This is a genomic window from Streptomyces sp. B3I8, assembly GCF_030816915.1.
Classification (GTDB): Bacteria; Actinomycetota; Actinomycetes; order Streptomycetales; family Streptomycetaceae; genus Streptomyces.
The window spans coordinates 1,823,375-1,839,118 of the sequence record NZ_JAUSYN010000002.1 but is presented as its reverse complement, the minus strand read 5'-3'; the positions used below and the strand labels follow the sequence as shown (position 1 = coordinate 1,839,118).

Sequence of the window (15,744 nt, the reverse complement as noted above, 5' to 3'; positions counted from 1 at the left end):
TTGGCCGACGGCCGGGCGCCCCACACGCCGTCAGAGCGGCGTCCCGGCCGGGCCCGTGTGCGCATTTCGTCACAAGGCGCGCCCGTTCCGCTTCCGTTCGGAACTCCCTACGCCGCCTTCGTCGTCCTTGTGCGGGTACGGCCGCCCGGGCGGGCGCCGTGCGGAAGCGATCATCCCCTAGGGTTTTCCTCCACGGGGACGACGAGTGCACGGGCAAGGTGTGAGGCGACGGTATGGCGCAGGCGCAGATGACGGAGACCGGCAGCGACGACGGGAACGGGGACGGCCGTCGGGGCGCCCGGTTCCGGCGGCTGTGGGACCGCCTGCGCACGGACCGCGGCATCTGGCGCCGGGGCATCGTGCTGGCCGTCCTCACCGTGCTCCTCGGCTTGCTGATGGCCCTGCACGAGAGCGTCCCCAACCGGATCGGCAACTTCGGCAGCCTCCTGGAGACCTTCCTGCCCTGGCTGGGCGTCGCCGTCCCGGTGCTGCTGGTGCTCGCGCTGGTGCGCCGCTCGGCGACCGCGCTGATCGCCCTGCTGGTGCCGGTCCTCGTCTGGCTGAACCTCTTCGGCGGCCTGCTCACCGACAAGACCGCCGGCGGCGGTGACCTCACCGTCGCCACGCACAACGTCAACGCCGACAACGCGGACCCCGCCGGCACCGCCCGCCAGATCGCCGCCGCGGGCGCCGACGTGCTCGCGCTGCAGGAACTCAAGGCCTCCGCGGTGCCGACGTACGAGCGCCTGCTGGAGCCGACGTACCAGTACCACGCGGTGGTCGGCACGGTCGGCCTGTGGAGCAAGTACCCGATGAGCGGCGTCAAGACGGTCGACATCAAGCTCGGGTGGAAGCGCGCGATGCGGGCGACAGTGACCACGCCCGACGGGCCGCTCGCCGTCTACGTCGCCCATCTCCCCTCGGTGCGGGTGAAGCTGCGGGCCGGGTTCACCGCCCGCGAGCGCGACCGCAGCGCGGACGCGCTCGGCGCGGCCATCGCGCACGAGAAGCAGAGCCGGGTGGTGCTGCTCGCCGACGCCAACGGCACGATGAACGACCGCGCCCTCACCGCGGTCACCTCGCAGATGCGCTCCACGCAGGGCGCGGTGGGCAGCGGGTTCGGCTTCAGCTGGCCGGCGTCGTTCCCGATGGCGCGGATCGACCAGATCATGGTCAAGGGCGCCAAGCCGGTCTCGTCCTGGACCCTGCCGAAGACCGGCAGCGACCACCTGCCCATCGCGGCCCGCCTCCGGCTCGGCGACGAGTGAGCAGGGCACGGAGTGAACAGAGCGGGGAGCAAGCAGGGCGGCCGGGGGCGCGGGAGCGCGGAGGGCGCGAGACCGTCGTCGGCCTCGCGCCTCACACCCCCGCATTCCCGGGTCCGCTATCCCCGTTCCCGCCACGCGTTGGTGATGGGCAGGCGCCGGTCCTTGCCGAAGCCCTTCGCCGAGATCTTCGTGCCCGGCGGGTACTGGCGCCGCTTGTATTCCGCGGTGTCGACCATCCGCAGCGTCTTGACGACCAGCTCCCGCTCGAACCCGGCCGCGACGATCTCGTCGGCGCCCTGGTCGCGGTCGACGTACCGGTCGAGGATCGCGTCCAGGACGGGATAGTCCGGCAGCGAGTCCGTGTCGACCTGCCCCGGCCGTAGTTCCGCGCTCGGCGGCTTGGAGATCGAGTTCTCGGGGATCGGCGGTGTCTCGCCCCGCTGCTCCGCCGACCGGTTCCGCCAGCGCGCCAGCTCGAAGACCGTCGTCTTGTACACGTCCTTGATCGGCCCGTACGCGCCCACCGAGTCCCCGTACAGCGTCGAGTACCCCACCGCCAGCTCGGACTTGTTGCCCGGGGCCAGCACGATGTGACCCTCCTGGTTGGAGATCGCCATGAGCAGCGTGCCGCGCAGCCGCGACTGGAGGTTCTCCTCGGCGAGCCCGGTCAGCTCCGTGGCCGACATGTAGGCGTCGAACATCGGCGCGATCGAGACCGTACGGAGGTTGAGCCCCGTACGCCGGGCCAGCTCCGCCGCGTCGCCCCGGGAGTGCTCGGAGGAGTACTTCGACGGCATGGAGACGCCGTACACGTTCTCCGGGCCCACCGCGTCGCAGGCGATCGCGGCGACCAGGGCGGAGTCGATGCCGCCGGACAGGCCGATCAGCACCGAGCGGAAACCGTTCTTCCGCACGTACGCGCGCAGGCCGACGACGAGCGCGGAGTAGATCTCCTCGACGTCCTCCAGCCGGTCCGCGTACCCGCCGGTCAGCTCGGGCTCGTAGGCGGGGAGAGGCTCCTCGGAGACGACCAGGCGCTCGACGCGCAGCCCGTCGTCGAGGACCTCCCCGTCGGCCGGCGCGTCCGCCGCGAAGCCGGGCAGGTCGAGGTCGAGCAGCACCCCGCACTCCTGGAACTGCGGCGCCCGCGAGACGACCTCGCCCTCCGGGTCGACGACGATGGTGTCACCGTCGAAGACGAGTTCGTCCTGGCCGCCCATCATCGCCAGATACGCGGTGGTGCAGCCGGCCTCCCGGGCGCGCTTGCGCACCAGTTCGAGCCGGGTGTCGTCCTTGTCGCGCTCGTACGGCGAGGCGTTGACGGAGAGCAGCAGCCCGGCCTTCGCGGAGCGGGCGGCGGGCACCCGGCCGCCGTCCTGCCACAGGTCCTCGCAGATGGCGAGGGCGATGTCCACGCCGTGCAGCCGCAGGACCGGCATGGTGTCGCCGGGCACGAAGTAGCGGAACTCGTCGAAGACGCCGTAGTTCGGCAGGTGGTGCTTGGCGAAGCGGAGCGCGATCTCACCGCGGTACAGCACGGCGGCGGCGTTGCGCGGGGTACCGGCCGGCTGGCCGTACTTGGGCTGCGCGGACTCGGAACGGTCGAGGTAGCCGACGAGGACGGGCAGTTCGCCCAGTCCCTCCGCGGCCAGCCGGGCGGCCAGCTCGCGCACGGCGGCACGGCTGGCCTCGACGAAGGAGGAACGCAGGGCGAGATCCTCCACGGGATACCCGGTGAGCACCATCTCCGGGAACGCCACGAGGTGCGCTCCCTGCTCGGCGCAGTCCCGGGCCCTGCGAAGGACGGCCTCCACGTTCCCGGAGAGGTCACCGACGGTCGAGTCGATCTGATTCAGAGCGAGACGTAGTTGAGGCACGCCACCCAGTCTAATCGTCACACCGACACGATGCCTGGGCCGGTACGGGGGCGCGGGGCTGTGTCGATCTGCGGCTCCGCCGCGCGGGCGCGTCTTTTCGGGGTCCGGGGGCGAAGCCCCCGGGGACGGGAACGGGGAGGGGCGGCGGGGGCGAGATCCCCCACGGAAAAGCCCTCTCAGTACCGCAGCAACGTCATCATCCCCGCCTCCTGGTGATACGCGTTGTGACAGTGCAGCATCCACACTCCCGGATTCCCCGCGTCGAAGTCCGCCACCACAGTCCGCCCCGGCAGCACGATCGCCGTGTCCTTCCGTGCCCCCGGCCCGTCCTGTGTCCCGGTCAGGGCGAACACATGCCCGTGCAGATGGACCGGGTGCCACATCTTCGTCGCGTTGGTCAGCACCAGCCGCACCCGCTCCCCGGCCCGCAGTTCGTGCGCCTGCCGGGGGTCGTACGGCTTCCCGTCGAACGCCCAGTCGTACGTCTTCATGCTCCCGGTCAGCCGCAACCGCAGCGTCCGGTCCGGCCGCCGGTCGTCCAGCGCCACCGAGTCCTCCGCGAGGAGCTCGCCGGCCGACACCAGCCGCCCGTCCAGTTCCCTCGGCCGCGCCGAGGCCTTCGGCGCCGTACCGCTCGCGGTGCGCAGCAGCGCCCGCGCCGCCGCGCCCTTGCCCTCGGCGAGGGCGGTCAGCGGGAAGACGCCGTCCCGCACGGTCACCAGGACGTCGTACCGCTCGCCCATGGCCAGCAGCAGCGCGTCCGTGTCGGTGTGCCGCACCGGGTGGCCGTCGGTGTGCGTCACCGTCATCCGGTGGCCGCCGAGCGCGACCCGGAAGGCGGTGTCGCCGCTCGCGTTGATCAGCCGGATCCGGACACGCTGCCCGGGCCGTGCGCCGAACACCTCGGGGGCGCCCGCCGTCCGCCCGTTGACCAGGTAGCAGGGGTAGGCCACGTTGCCGCCGGGCCCGCCGAGCAGGGCACTCCTGCCCCGGTGCGGCCGGTCACCGGCCCGGCGGGAGCCGTGCGCGGCGCCGTTCCCGCTCCTGCCGTCGTCGGCGGCAGCGCTCCCGCTCCTGCCGTCGTCGGCCATGTCCATACTGCTGCCCCGGCCGCCGAGCAGCTTCCTCAGCGTCGCCTCGGGGCTCCGGCCGCCCACCCCGTCCAGCCAGTCGTCGAGCACGACGACCCACTCGGTGTCGTAGCCGAGCGGCTCGTGCGGGTCCTCCACGATCAGCGGCCCGTACAGGCCGCGGTCCGCCTGCACCCCGGCGTGCGAGTGGTACCAGTACGTGCCCGGGGAGCGCGGCGGGAACCGGTAGGCGAAGTCGCCGCCCGCCCGGACCGCGCGCTGGGTGAGGCCGGGGACGCCGTCCATGGCGTTGGGCACCACGACGCCGTGCCAGTGCAGGGTGGTCGGCTGCGGCAGGTGGTTGGCGAGCGTGACGGCGAGCGTCTCGCCCGCGGTGACCCTGATCTCCCGACCGGGCAGGGCGCCACCGTACGTCCATGTGGTGACGGTGCGTCCGCCGAGGTCGACCCTGCCGGCGACGGCGGTGAGCCGGACCGTACGGGTGCCCGCGCCGGGTTTCGCGTCGTCGGCCGGGGCGGGAAGCGTGCCGGCGGAGCCAGGGGCGCCGGGGGCTCCGGGGGCGCCTGCCGACGCGGAGCAGGACGGGTCGGGCAGTGGACGGGCGGCGGCGACGGCACCGGCTGCGGCGACCGCGAGGGCACTGGTCCGGAGCAGGGCACGTCGGGTGGGGACAGAAATACGCATGACCGAATTGCACTACTTGCGAAGGCGTGCGCACGCGCACGAAACGCGTGTTGCTCCGGCCGGGTGAGCACGGCCCCCGTGTCCCTGCCGAACCGGCGGGGACACGGGGGCCGTCAGAACCGTCAGGACCGTCAGGAACGCAAGCGCTCAAGACCGTCAAAACCTCAGGACCGTCAAAACCTCAGGACCGTCAAGAACTCAGTGCCGCCGGTACGACGACACGTAGCCGTCCCTCGGCGACCCGACGCCCGTCACCGGGTCGTAGCCGCGCACCGCCTTCAGCGAGCTGTCCTTGCCGAGGCTGCGCACCGAGGTGATCAGACCCTCCGACGCGTCGACGGAGTTGGCGAAGTCCACGCGAGCGACCGCGAGGTCCTTGCCGGTCGGCCTGTCCACCACGTCGTGGTAGACCTTCGAGCCGTAGCGGTCGTAGATCGCCGGGTTGGCGAAGCCGATCGCCCGGCCGCCGCGGTTCTGCTGCGCGAGCGCCTGGACGCCCGCGATCACCGGGGCGGCCAGCGAGGTGCCGCCGATGCGGTACTCGGAGTACCGGTAGGAGCCGTCCGGGAAGGCCTGCGTCTGACCCACCTTGAAGCCGGTGTTGGGGTCGGCGATCGCGGAGATGTCCGGAACCGTGCGCATCGGAGCGCCCGTTCCGTTCGCATCGGCGAGCGCGGACGGGACCACACCGCGCTGGTAGTACGGCTGCGCCACGGTACGGCTGGTGCCACCGCCGGCGCCCGAGGTGAACGCGCCGGGGAAGTCGGCCCAGCTGCGGCCGTCGTCCGACAGGGCGGCCCGCTCGGTGCCCCAGCCGGTCTCCCACAGATACTTGTCGTGCTTGCCGACGGCGAGCGAGGTGCCGCCGACCGCCGTCACCCAGGCGGAGTTGGCCGGGGTGTCGACCTGCTTCGTCCCGGTGTTGGCGACCTCGTCGCCGTTGTCGCCGGAGGAGAAGTAGAAGCCGATGCCCTCGATCGCGCCGAGCTGGAACACCTGGTCGTAGGCGGCGGCCAGGTCCGGGGTCTGGTTGGCCTCGATGTCGCCCCAGGAGTTGGAGACGATGTCGGCCAGGTGCCCGTCGACGATCTTGCCGAGCGAGTCGAGCAGGTCGTTGTCGTAGCAGGAGGCGGCGCCGACGTAGACGAGGTCCGCCTTCGGCGCGACCGCGTGCACGGCCTCGACGTCGAGGGTCTCCTCGCCGTACCAGCCGGCCGCCCCGCACTCCTCGGTCCGCGTGTACTCGCTCGGCAGCACCTGGTTCAACTGGCCGCGCCCGTACGACGCGTCGCCGTGCTTGCGGGCGTAGGTGGCCGCGTCCGAGGCGATGGTCGGGGAGGCGTAGGCGTCGGTGATGGCGACCCGCACGCCCTTGCCGGTCGCCTTGCCCGCGCCGTACGCCGCGCGGAGCTGCTTGCCGGTGTAGCCCTCGACCGCGTACGGGATCTTCTGTCCGTACGCCTTCGGCAGCGAGGAGGCCGTGTTCGAGCCGTAGTAGGAGGAGAACGGCCCGGCGTTGCGGAACACCGCGTCCGGCGGCGGCAGGGTGTCGCTGTGAGTCGCCTTGTGCGGGGCGTTGTCCAGGCCGGTGACGGTGAGGACGGCGCCGTCGAGCGCGGTGGGAACGGAGGCGTCGGCGGCCGGGGCGCGGTAGGTCTTCTTGCCCTTGGCGTAGTTGTGGAGCTGGGTGCCGAAGGCCTTCTCGGCGGCGGCCACGTCACCGGTGACGGAGAGGTAGTGCCGGGTGGTGCCGGTGACCGTCAGACCGGCGGACTTCAGCCAGTCGGTGACGGCGGCGACCTGGGCCTTCGTGGCGCCGTAGCGGGCGTCGGCCTGCTTCGCCGAGAGGTACTTGCCGTACGAGGCGGAGTCCGGGTCGGACACGGCCTTCGCGTACGCCCGCAGACCTGCGGCGTCCCGACCGGCCAGGTAGACGCGGACGGAGACCTTGGAGCTGTCGCTGGTGGAGCCCTTGTCGGTCGAGCTCTTGGCCCATACCGGCTTGGTACCCGCCAGTGAGTGCCGGCCGCCGTCCGCGGCGTGGGCCGCGGGCGAGCCGAGTGCCAGGGCCCCGGCGAGCAGCGGCAGTGTCGCTGCCAGGCTCAGCCCGGCGCGCGCGGTGGCGCGAGTGGATCTCATAAAACCCCCTGCGATGCGGTTCTTCGCATGTTTCGTCGCATGTCGAGCGCACGATCCCGGCCACTCTTTCGATGATCGGTTCATGTCAGGGGAATGGAATGGCCAAGAAGAGCCCAAGTGCCGTGGATTGATGGGGGTTTGGGTGGGATCAGGGAACGAGGGGAGCGGCGGGGCGGGGTGTGTGAAGGCGGGGAGCGGGAGTCGTGGGGAAAGCGTGGGGCAAATGTCCGGGAGGTGCCGGAGGCGACGAAAAAGTTGAATGCGTGATGCGCATTATTTACGCTGAGGGGATGCGGCTTCTGCGCTCCACCGACCTGGCGCTGCGCGTCCTGATGAGACTCGCCGTCGCCGGCGACTCCAGCCCCACGACCCGCGAGGTCGCGGCGGACATGGACGTGCCGTACACGCATGCCGCGAAGGTCGTCGCCGAACTCCAGCACCGGGGGCTGCTCGCGGCGCGCCGGGGGAGGGGCGGGGGGCTCTCGGTCACGGAGGCGGGGCGGACGGCGTCGGTCGGCGGGATCGTACGAGCCTTCGAGGGCGCGGGCGCGGACGGCGTGACCGACGTGGTCGACTGCGACGGGGGCGGGGCCGGGACCCCGCCGTGTCCGCTCCGCTCGGACTGCATGCTGCGGGGCGCGCTGCGGCGGGCCCAGGAGGCGTTCTACGCGAGCCTGGATCCGCTCACTGTGGAAGACATGGTCGCGTCCCCCACGGGGCCGCTGCTCCTGGGGCTTCCGGGGGTGGGGGCGCCGGCGTAGGGGCGAGCCCGGGGTTTTCTCGCCGCCCACGCGGCGGAGCCGCGTATCGGCACAGCCCCGCGCCCCTGATCAGGGGCGCGGGGAACTGTGCGATCTTCTGGGGGTCCGGGGGCGGGAAGGGTGAGGGCGGCGGGGGCGAGAACCCCCGTCAGGCCGCCGCAGCCACGTCCGCGCCCGCGTCCTTCGCCAGCCACAGGTCCGGCCCGAACACCTCGTAGTGGATGTCCGCCGCCGCAACCCCCTTGCGGAGCAACTGCTCCCGCACCACCCGCATGAACGGCAACGGCCCGCACAGGTAGGCCACCGTTCCCGGCCCCACCTCGACCGCGCCGAGGTCGACCAGACCGGGCCGTCCCGCCCCCTCCGCGTCCTCCTCGTAGAAGAACACCGCCTCCCCGTCCGCCAGCTTCGCCGCGTACGCCGCGTGATCCCCCCGCAGCGCGTGCGCCGCCGGCGACCGGTCGGCGTGCACCACGGTCACCCGCCCCGCGTGCTCACCGAGCGAGAGCTGCTCCAGCATCGCGATCATCGGGGTCACCCCGATCCCGGCGGAGGCGAGCAGCAGCGGCGCGTCGGTGCCCTCCAGCACGAGGTCGCCGTACGGCGCGGACAGCTCCAGCACATCACCCACGCGCACCTGTGCGTGCAGGTGGTTGGAGACCTCGCCCTCCGGCGTGAGCGCGTCCCCCGGCACCCGCTTGACCGCGAACTGCCGCACCGGCGAACCCGGTGCCGCCGTCAGGCTGTACTGCCGGATCTGCCGCGCCCCGTCCGCGAGCCGCACGCCGACCGAGACGTACTGCCCGGCCCGGTAGGCCGGCACGGGCCCGTCGTCGGCGGGGCGCAGCCGGAACGTGGCGACGTCCGCGGTCTCGTCGATCCGCTCGACGACCTTCCACTCCCGCGCCCCGTCCTCCCCGCTCTGCGCGTACAGCGTCCGCTCGATGGCGATCAGGGCGTTCGCCATCAGCCAGTAGACCTCCGTCCACGCGGCGGCGACCTCCTCGGTGACCGCCTCGCCGAGCACCTCGGCGATGGCGGCGAACAGGTGCTCGTGGACGATCGGGTACTGCTCCGGCCGGATGCCGAGCGAGGCGTGCTTGTGCGCTATCCGGCGCAGCATCAGGTCGGGGCGCTGCTCGGGGTTGTCGACCAGGTGGGTGGCGAAGGCGGCGATCGAGCCGGCCAGCGCCTGCTTCTGCGTGCCGGCGGCCTGGTTGCCGCGGTTGAACAGGTCGCGCAGCAGCTCCGGACGGGCGGCGAAGAGCCGTCCGTAGAAGCGCTCGGTGATGTCGCCGATCGCCGCGCCGACGGCGGGAAGCGTGGCACGGACGGTGGCTGCGGACTGCTCGGAGAGCATCGGGACTCCTCTGAGTAACGGAGCGACGGTCCGTGAGCCCCGAGTGGGGACCCACGGACCCGTGGGAGGGGCCGTACGGCCCGGGGGAGAGCCGTACAGCCCCGCCGGGACCCTTCGGCCCCGGCGGGCACCGGCGGAGGAAGTGGATCGTGGTGGCTCCGCCGGATTCCACCGGCACCGTATTAAAACTTGCATCCGAGATGCAAATTAAGAACGCGGCGGGGGCCCAGGATCGGCCATTCACGAAGGCGCAGTTCAGGGGGCAAGATGACCCCGAAGCAGGGCACCCGTGCGGACACCTGCCGTACGTGTGACGTTCGGAACAGGGCCGCCGGGCCGCCGAGGGTCCGCAACGCGGATGAAATGCTGGTGTGGTGGGATGCTCACGTGCCCGACCGTACGTTCCGCCACCACCGGAAACGGCGGCCTGACCAGCAAGGATGGGGAAGCGGAAGATGGACAAGCAGCAGGAGTTCGTGCTCCGGACCTTGGAGGAGCGCGACATCCGGTTCGTACGCCTGTGGTTCACGGACGTGCTGGGCTTCCTCAAGTCCGTCGCCGTGGCCCCGGCCGAGCTCGAACAGGCCTTTGACGAGGGCATCGGCTTCGACGGCTCGGCGATCGAGGGCTTCGCCCGGGTCTACGAGTCCGACATGATCGCCAAGCCGGACCCGTCCACGTTCCAGATCCTCCCCTGGCGCGCGGAGGCCCCCGGCACGGCCCGGATGTTCTGCGACATCCTGATGCCCGACGGCTCCCCGTCCTTCGCCGACCCCCGCTACGTTCTCAAGCGGGCCCTGAACCGCGCCTCCGACCTGGGTTTCACCTTCTACACCCACCCGGAGATCGAGTTCTATCTGCTCAAGCACAAGCCGGTCGACGGCAGCCGGCCGACCCCCGCCGACAACTCCGGCTACTTCGACCACACCCCGCAGGCCATCGGCATGGACTTCCGCCGCCAGGCGATCACCATGCTGGAGTCGATGGGCATCTCGGTGGAGTTCTCCCACCACGAGGGCGCCCCCGGCCAGCAGGAGATCGACCTGCGCTACGCCGACGCGCTCTCCACGGCCGACAACATCATGACGTTCCGCCTGGTCATGAAGCAGGTCGCGCTGGAGCAGGGCCTCCAGGCCACCTTCATGCCGAAGCCGTTCTCGGAGTACCCGGGCTCCGGGATGCACTCCCACCTCTCCCTCTTCGAGGGCGACCGGAACGCCTTCTACGAGTCCGGCGCGGAGTACCAGCTCTCCAAGGTGGGCCGCTCCTTCATCGCGGGCCTGCTGCGGCACGCGGCGGAGATCTCGGCCGTCTCCAACCAGTGGGTCAACTCCTACAAGCGCATCTGGGGCGGCGCCGCCCGCACGGCCGGCGCCGGCGGCGAGGCCCCGTCGTACATCTGCTGGGGCCACAACAACCGCTCGGCCCTGGTCCGCGTGCCCATGTACAAGCCCGGCAAGACCGGCTCGGCCCGCGTCGAGATCCGCTCGCTGGACTCCGGAGCCAACCCCTACCTCTCCTACGCCGTCCTGCTGGCCGCCGGTCTCAAGGGCATCGAGGAGGGCTACGAACTCCCGGCCGGCGCCGAGGACGACGTCTGGGCCCTCACCGACGGCGAACGCCGCGCCCTGGGCATCGAACCGCTCCCGCAGAACCTCGGCGAGGCGCTCGACCTGATGGAACGCAGCGACCTGGTCGCCGAGACCCTCGGCGAACACGTCTTCGACTTCTTCCTGCGCAACAAGAAGCAGGAGTGGGAGGAGTACCGCAGCGAGGTCACCGCGTTCGAGCTGCGGAAGAGCCTGCCGGTGCTGTAGGCGCGGGCCGCTGCGTGTCTGAGACACGGCCACGGGCCGGGTGCGGGAGTGATCCCGCACCCGGCCCGTGGTTGTCGCTGTCGCCCGCAGGGCGTCGGACGGACGCCGACCGGGGGCGCCCGTCCCCGGGCAGTGCGGGTGATCCAGGTTGTGGCGGTGCGTTCACTTGCGGGGCCCCTGTCGTGGTGGCCCCGGCGCTCAGTGCCGGTCGTGGCCGAACCGGGCGAGGTCCTCGGCCGTCGGCTCTTCCAGCAGGGACTCGGCGGCGCCGTCGAGCATGCGGGCCGTCTCCGTGGAGCGGGGGAGCATCGTCTTCTCGTAGGTGCGTACGGCGTCGTCGACCGTGGTGGAGCGGGTCAGGGCGAGGGCGAGTTCGCAGGCGTCGAGCATGGCGAGGTTGACGCCGACGCCGAGCGGCGGCATGAGGTGGGCGGCGTCGCCGAGGAGTGCGACGGTGGGGGAGTGCTCCCAGGTGTGCGGCACGGGGAGGGCGAGGATCGGGCGGTCGACGTAGGGGCCGTCGTTGTCGGTGAGCAGCCGCAGCAGCTCCGGCGACCAGTTCGCGTACTCGCGCAGCAGGTGTGCGCGGATGCCCGCGGTGTCCTCCGGGCGCAGCCCGATCCGGGCGAGCCAGTCCACGGGGGTCTTCCGGATGAGGTAGACGCGCATGTGGCCGCCGCTGTTGCGCTGCGCGAAGAGGCCGCGCTCGCCGTCGGCGGCGTGTGCGTTGCCCTTGCCGACCAGGGCGGACAGCTCGGGGTGGACCCCTTCCATGTCATCGAACCAGGCCTCCAGGAACCCGACGCCGGTGTGGCGCGGCTTCGCGGGTGAGACGGCCTCGCGGACACGGGAGAACGCGCCGTCCGCCCCGATCACCAGGTCCGCCTCGACGGCCGTGCCGTCGGTGAACGTCAGGGTGCGCGGTCCGTCGGACGGCCCGCCGACCGAGGCGAGCGCGCGGCCCCACTGGACGGTGCCGGGCGCCAGTGAGCGGAGCAGGAGGCCGCGGAGCCGGCCGCGGTCGATCTCGGGGGCGGCCGTCTCGCCCTCGGCGGGCAGGTGGTGGGCGAGCAGCCGTCCGGACATCGGGTCGAGGTGCCGCATCTCCTGACTCTCCGGCCTGGCGAGCGCGAAGAACTCCTGCAACAGGCCGGCCTCGCGCAGGGCGAGCTGACCGTCGTCCTCGTGCAGGTCGAGGGAGCCGCCCTGGTCGCGGGAGTCCGCGTCCGGGTCGCGGTCGTACACGGTCACCGCGAGGCCGTGCCGCTGGAGGACGCGCGCGCAGGTCAGACCGCCGGGTCCGGCGCCGACCACGGCGATGCGGGCGTGGGCGGGGGTGAGGGCAGGGGTGGGCGAGGGCATGGCGGGGCTCCTGAGGTCGTGGTGGCACCGGCCGGCGGCGTGCGACGCCGGCCGGTGCCACCACCAAAGCAGAACTCAGTGCGAAAGTGCAACCAGTCCAGTTTCTGTATCGGTCCAGTATTGAGGTACGGTGAGGGCATGCCGGACACCTCCGTACCCCCGGAACACGCCGACGCGCGGCCCGCCCTCGGCCGCCGCGAACGCAAGAAGGCCGCGACGAGGCAGGCCGTCGCGGACGCGGCCCTCGCGCTCTTCCTGGAGCACGGCTTCGACCGTGTCAGCGTCCGCGACGTCGCCGAGAAGGCCGACGTATCGACGACGACCCTCTTCGCGCACTTCCCGAGCAAGGAGTCACTGGTCTTCGACCGCGAGGCGGACGTGGACGCGCGGTTGCGCGACTGCGTGCGGCGACGGCCCGAGGGTCAGAGCGTGCTGGAGGCACTGCGCGCGCACGCGCTGAGCGCCTGGATCCCGATCGCGACGGACCCGCGCCGCGAGGAGTTCGCCGCCCTGGTCGACGGCACGCCGGCGCTCCGCGAATACAGCGAGCGCATGTGGATGCGCCATGCGGACACCCTCGGCACGGCGATCGCCGAGGAACTGGGCCGCGAGCCCGACGACCTCGCGTGCGCGGCCCTGGCGAGGTTCGTCCTGGAGATCCCGACCCTGACGAGGGACCGCGAGGACCCGGAGACCAGCGTGGAGAAGATCTTCGACCTGCTGCTCGACGGCTGGCGGTCAGAGGCGGTTTGAGTGAGGACGGCGTCCGTGGCGCACTCGCGGGCAGGCGGCGGCCCGGACCGCCGTTTCCGCAACCCGCCCGGGCGCCTCGGCGTCCTACACGGCGGACGGCTGCCGAGTACCCGGGAGAGCACGTGGCGAAGAAGGGCCGATCGACGGACGCGGCGAAGGACAAGGACAAGGACCGCGAGAGGTGGCTGGCGCGGTTTCAGGTGCGGCTGGTGACGCAGCCGGGGGTGGACCGGGCCGTCGTACTCCAGGCTGTCAAGGAGGTCACGTTCCACTGCGACGAGACGGGGGAGGACCCCCGGACCGCCTTCGGTGACCCCGACGAGTACGCCGTGAAGACCGCCGCGCGGCTCGTGTCGCCGGAGCGCGCGGAGCGGGACCGGCGGCAGAGCGGTCTGCTGAAGGCGATCAAGTCCGTGGGCCGCAGGGCCGAGGACATCGCCGGCATCTGACCCGACCGGCGGGAACGAAGGGCGTCACAGTCCGCCACGCGGGTCGTGACGCCCTTCGCCGTGCGACTCAACGAGGCTCCTCGCCACGCCCCGCCCCGCACGCCAGGCCTTCCACGATGAGGGTCAGGCCCGCCTCGAACGCCGAGTCGTGGTCGATCGGCGGGATGCCGGGCGACCCCGCGGCACCGTCCTCCGCCTGTTCCTCCAGAACGCTGCCCACGGTGAAGCGGCCGGCGGCCAGCATCGCCATGGCGGCCTGCCGTTCGGGCAGGCCGGAGGCGACCAGGAACGCCATCTTGTGCGCGATCCGGTCCAGGTCCCCGCCGCCGGGGCGGCTCCCCGCGTGGAGCCGCGCGCCGTCGCGGCGCAGCAGCAGCGTGCGCCGGAAGCTCCGCGTGTTCTCGCGGAACCACGCGCGCCAGTCCTCCTCCGGCGCCGGCAGCGGAGCCGTCGCGTGCGGGGCCATGGCGGCCTCGGCCATCGCGCCGAGCAACTCCTTCTTGTTCTTGAAGTGCCAGTAGAGCGACGGCTGTTCGACGCCCAGCCGCTGCGCCAGCCGACGCGTGCTGACGGCGTCCAGACCGACCTCGTCGAGCAGGTCGAGCGCCTCCGCGATCACGGTCTCCCGGTTCATCTTTGCCACCTTGACAATCTATCGCCGATAGGGGGACCTTGGGGAGCGCAAGCTACCTATCACCGATAGATTCGGAGCGTGGCATGACAGCGGAGCGAACGACCACGGCACAGGGGGCGGGGGCGACGGGGAGCTCCCTGCGTGTCCTCGTCTGCGGCGGTGGCATCGCCGGGCAGGCGCTCGCGTACTGGCTCGCCAGGGGTGGACACCGGGTGACCGTCGTCGAGCGGTTCCCGGCGCTGCGCGCCACCGGCGCCCAGGTCGACCTGCGGGGGCAGGGCATCGAGGCCGTCGCGCGCATGGGGCTTCTCGACGCCGTCCGCGGCCGCCTCGTCGACGAGCCCGGCGTCGCCTTCGTGGACGCGCACGGCAGGAGGCGGGCCACGATCATGGCCAACACCTCGGGCAAGGGCAGGCAGAGCCTGACCTCCGAGTACGAGATCATGCGCGGCGACCTGGTGCGCGTCCTCCACGAGGCGACGAAGGACGATGCGGAGTACGTCTTCGGCGTGAGCGTGGAGCGCTTCGAGCAGGATGCGGACGTCGTCGTCGCCCACCTCTCCGACGGGACCTCCCGCACCGTCGACCTCCTCGTCGGCGCCGACGGCCAGGGCTCCCGCGTCCGCCGCGCCCTGCTGCCGCCCGGTGCCCCCGACCCGTACCGGCGGGTGGGGATCCACATGGCCTACTGGTTCGTGCCGCGCATCGCGTCGGACAGTGACGTCCGGGACACCTACCTCGCCCCTGGCGGACGCATGATCATGCGCAGGAGCCACAACCCGGCCGAGACCCAGGTCTACTTCGTGCTGCGGGAGGAGTCCGAGGAGGCCTCGGCCGTGCACCGGGAGCCCGTCGAACGGCAGAAGCGGTTCTGGACCGACAGGTTCCGCGACGCGGGATGGCAGACGCCGCGCTTCCTCGACGGCATGGCGACGACCGGGAGCTTCTACTCCCAGGAGGTGCTGCAGGTGCGGACCGACACCTGGTCCCGGGGGCGCGTCGCCCTGGTCGGGGACGCCGCCCACTGCGCCTCCCCGTACAGCGGCATGGGCGTCTCCGGCGGTCTCGTCGGCGCGTACGTCCTGGCCGGTGAGATCAACCGGCACCCCGACGACCTGACCAGGGCCCTGGCCGGCTACGACACCACGCTGAGGCCCTTCGTCGACGAGATCCAGGCCGCCGTCAAGCCGCGCCTCCTGCGCCTCGGCATGCCCGAGAGCCGGCCGGCCATCGGCGCCTTCCACTCCGTCACGGCGCTGGCCTGCTTCCTGCACATCCCCGACCTCGTCGCCCGGTACGCGAAGGAGGACCGGGGCGGGGCGTGGCAGCTCCCGGAGAGTCCGGTCGCGGCGGCGGGATGACCCCCGCCGGTCCGACGCCTTGCCGACGGCCGCGGGGGATCACGCGCGGCCGCCGCGGGGGATCACGCGGGGCCGCCCGGGGAGAGTGCCGATAGGCTCGCCTCCGGACGAGCCTGATCAGGGCGCCGTACGGCCTTTGCGGTGCGGTACGGCACGCGAAGTGGCCGTATGAGCGACGGGAGGCCGGG

At 72.1% G+C, this 15,744-nt stretch carries 12 protein-coding genes; 6 read left to right on the top strand and 6 right to left on the bottom strand.

Annotated elements, in window-relative coordinates; genetic code table 11:
• The first annotated feature begins 233 nt into the window (after positions 1-233).
• Entirely contained in the window at positions 234-1,268 is a 1,035-nt protein-coding gene (locus tag QFZ64_RS10385) for an endonuclease/exonuclease/phosphatase family protein (protein ID WP_307064595.1), read from the top strand.
• Between the two features lie 116 nt (positions 1,269-1,384).
• Here QFZ64_RS10385 and QFZ64_RS10380 read toward each other — a convergent pair whose 3' ends face one another.
• From QFZ64_RS10380 to QFZ64_RS10370, 3 genes are all read right to left on the bottom strand, one after another.
• Positions 1,385-3,145 carry an NAD+ synthase gene (locus tag QFZ64_RS10380; RefSeq protein WP_307064594.1) on the bottom strand — a complete coding sequence of 587 codons (1,761 nt, stop codon included), beginning with the start codon at positions 3,143-3,145 and terminating at the stop codon, positions 1,385-1,387.
• 176 nt (positions 3,146-3,321) lie between these two features.
• On the bottom strand, positions 3,322-4,920 hold the full coding sequence (locus QFZ64_RS10375) for a multicopper oxidase family protein (protein WP_307064593.1): 1,599 nt from the start codon (positions 4,918-4,920) through the stop codon (positions 3,322-3,324).
• Positions 4,921-5,118: 198 nt separating this feature from the next.
• Complete coding sequence (locus QFZ64_RS10370; protein ID WP_307064592.1) at positions 5,119-7,059, bottom strand: protease pro-enzyme activation domain-containing protein; 1,941 nt, start codon at positions 7,057-7,059, stop codon at positions 5,119-5,121.
• Between the two features lie 290 nt (positions 7,060-7,349).
• On the opposite strand from QFZ64_RS10370, the gene QFZ64_RS10365 reads away from it, so the two are divergent.
• Positions 7,350-7,820, top strand: a complete 471-nt coding sequence (locus QFZ64_RS10365; RefSeq protein WP_307064591.1) for an Rrf2 family transcriptional regulator — start codon at positions 7,350-7,352, stop codon at positions 7,818-7,820.
• A 148-nt stretch (positions 7,821-7,968) separates the two neighbouring features.
• Here the strand turns inward: QFZ64_RS10365 and QFZ64_RS10360 are convergent, their stop codons facing one another.
• Entirely contained in the window at positions 7,969-9,180 is a 1,212-nt protein-coding gene (locus tag QFZ64_RS10360) for a globin domain-containing protein (RefSeq protein WP_307064590.1), read from the bottom strand.
• A 455-nt stretch (positions 9,181-9,635) separates the two neighbouring features.
• Between QFZ64_RS10360 and glnA the strand changes: the two genes are divergently transcribed.
• On the top strand, positions 9,636-10,997 hold the full coding sequence (gene glnA / locus QFZ64_RS10355; RefSeq protein WP_307064589.1) for a type I glutamate--ammonia ligase: 1,362 nt from the start codon (positions 9,636-9,638) through the stop codon (positions 10,995-10,997).
• 198 nt (positions 10,998-11,195) lie between these two features.
• Here glnA and QFZ64_RS10350 read toward each other — a convergent pair whose 3' ends face one another.
• Positions 11,196-12,359 carry an NAD(P)/FAD-dependent oxidoreductase gene (locus QFZ64_RS10350; RefSeq protein ID WP_307064588.1) on the bottom strand — a complete coding sequence of 388 codons (1,164 nt, stop codon included), beginning with the start codon at positions 12,357-12,359 and terminating at the stop codon, positions 11,196-11,198.
• A gap of 138 nt (positions 12,360-12,497) precedes the next feature.
• Here QFZ64_RS10350 and QFZ64_RS10345 point away from each other — a divergent pair, with 138 nt between their 5' ends.
• Entirely contained in the window at positions 12,498-13,112 is a 615-nt protein-coding gene (locus QFZ64_RS10345) for a TetR/AcrR family transcriptional regulator (RefSeq protein WP_307064587.1), read from the top strand.
• 122 nt (positions 13,113-13,234) lie between these two features.
• Positions 13,235-13,561 (top strand): hypothetical protein, encoded by a 327-nt coding sequence (locus QFZ64_RS10340; RefSeq protein WP_307064586.1) that lies wholly within the window; start codon positions 13,235-13,237, stop codon positions 13,559-13,561.
• Between the two features lie 67 nt (positions 13,562-13,628).
• On the opposite strand, the gene QFZ64_RS10335 is transcribed toward QFZ64_RS10340, so the two are convergent.
• Entirely contained in the window at positions 13,629-14,204 is a 576-nt protein-coding gene (locus QFZ64_RS10335) for a TetR/AcrR family transcriptional regulator C-terminal domain-containing protein (protein WP_373430580.1), read from the bottom strand.
• Between the two features lie 74 nt (positions 14,205-14,278).
• Here QFZ64_RS10335 and QFZ64_RS10330 point away from each other — a divergent pair, with 74 nt between their 5' ends.
• The gene (locus QFZ64_RS10330) at positions 14,279-15,556 is read left to right on the top strand and encodes an FAD-dependent oxidoreductase (protein WP_307064585.1); all 1,278 of its coding nucleotides are present in this window, start codon (positions 14,279-14,281) and stop codon (positions 15,554-15,556) included.
• Positions 15,557-15,744: the final 188 nt, after the last annotated feature.

What these genes read in the sequence shown, in the direction of transcription:
- QFZ64_RS10385 (WP_307064595.1), top strand. Translation starts at nt 234, where the DNA reads ATGGCGCAGGCGCAGATGACGGAGACCGGCAGCGACGACGGGAACGGG.
- QFZ64_RS10375 (WP_307064593.1), bottom strand. Translation starts at nt 4,920, where the DNA reads ATGCGTATTTCTGTCCCCACCCGACGTGCCCTGCTCCGGACCAGTGCC.
- QFZ64_RS10370 (WP_307064592.1), bottom strand. Translation starts at nt 7,059, where the DNA reads ATGAGATCCACTCGCGCCACCGCGCGCGCCGGGCTGAGCCTGGCAGCG.
- QFZ64_RS10365 (WP_307064591.1), top strand. Translation starts at nt 7,350, where the DNA reads ATGCGGCTTCTGCGCTCCACCGACCTGGCGCTGCGCGTCCTGATGAGA.
- QFZ64_RS10360 (WP_307064590.1), bottom strand. Translation starts at nt 9,180, where the DNA reads ATGCTCTCCGAGCAGTCCGCAGCCACCGTCCGTGCCACGCTTCCCGCC.
- glnA (WP_307064589.1), top strand. Translation starts at nt 9,636, where the DNA reads ATGGACAAGCAGCAGGAGTTCGTGCTCCGGACCTTGGAGGAGCGCGAC.
- QFZ64_RS10350 (WP_307064588.1), bottom strand. Translation starts at nt 12,359, where the DNA reads ATGCCCTCGCCCACCCCTGCCCTCACCCCCGCCCACGCCCGCATCGCC.
- QFZ64_RS10345 (WP_307064587.1), top strand. Translation starts at nt 12,498, where the DNA reads ATGCCGGACACCTCCGTACCCCCGGAACACGCCGACGCGCGGCCCGCC.
- QFZ64_RS10330 (WP_307064585.1), top strand. Translation starts at nt 14,279, where the DNA reads ATGACAGCGGAGCGAACGACCACGGCACAGGGGGCGGGGGCGACGGGG.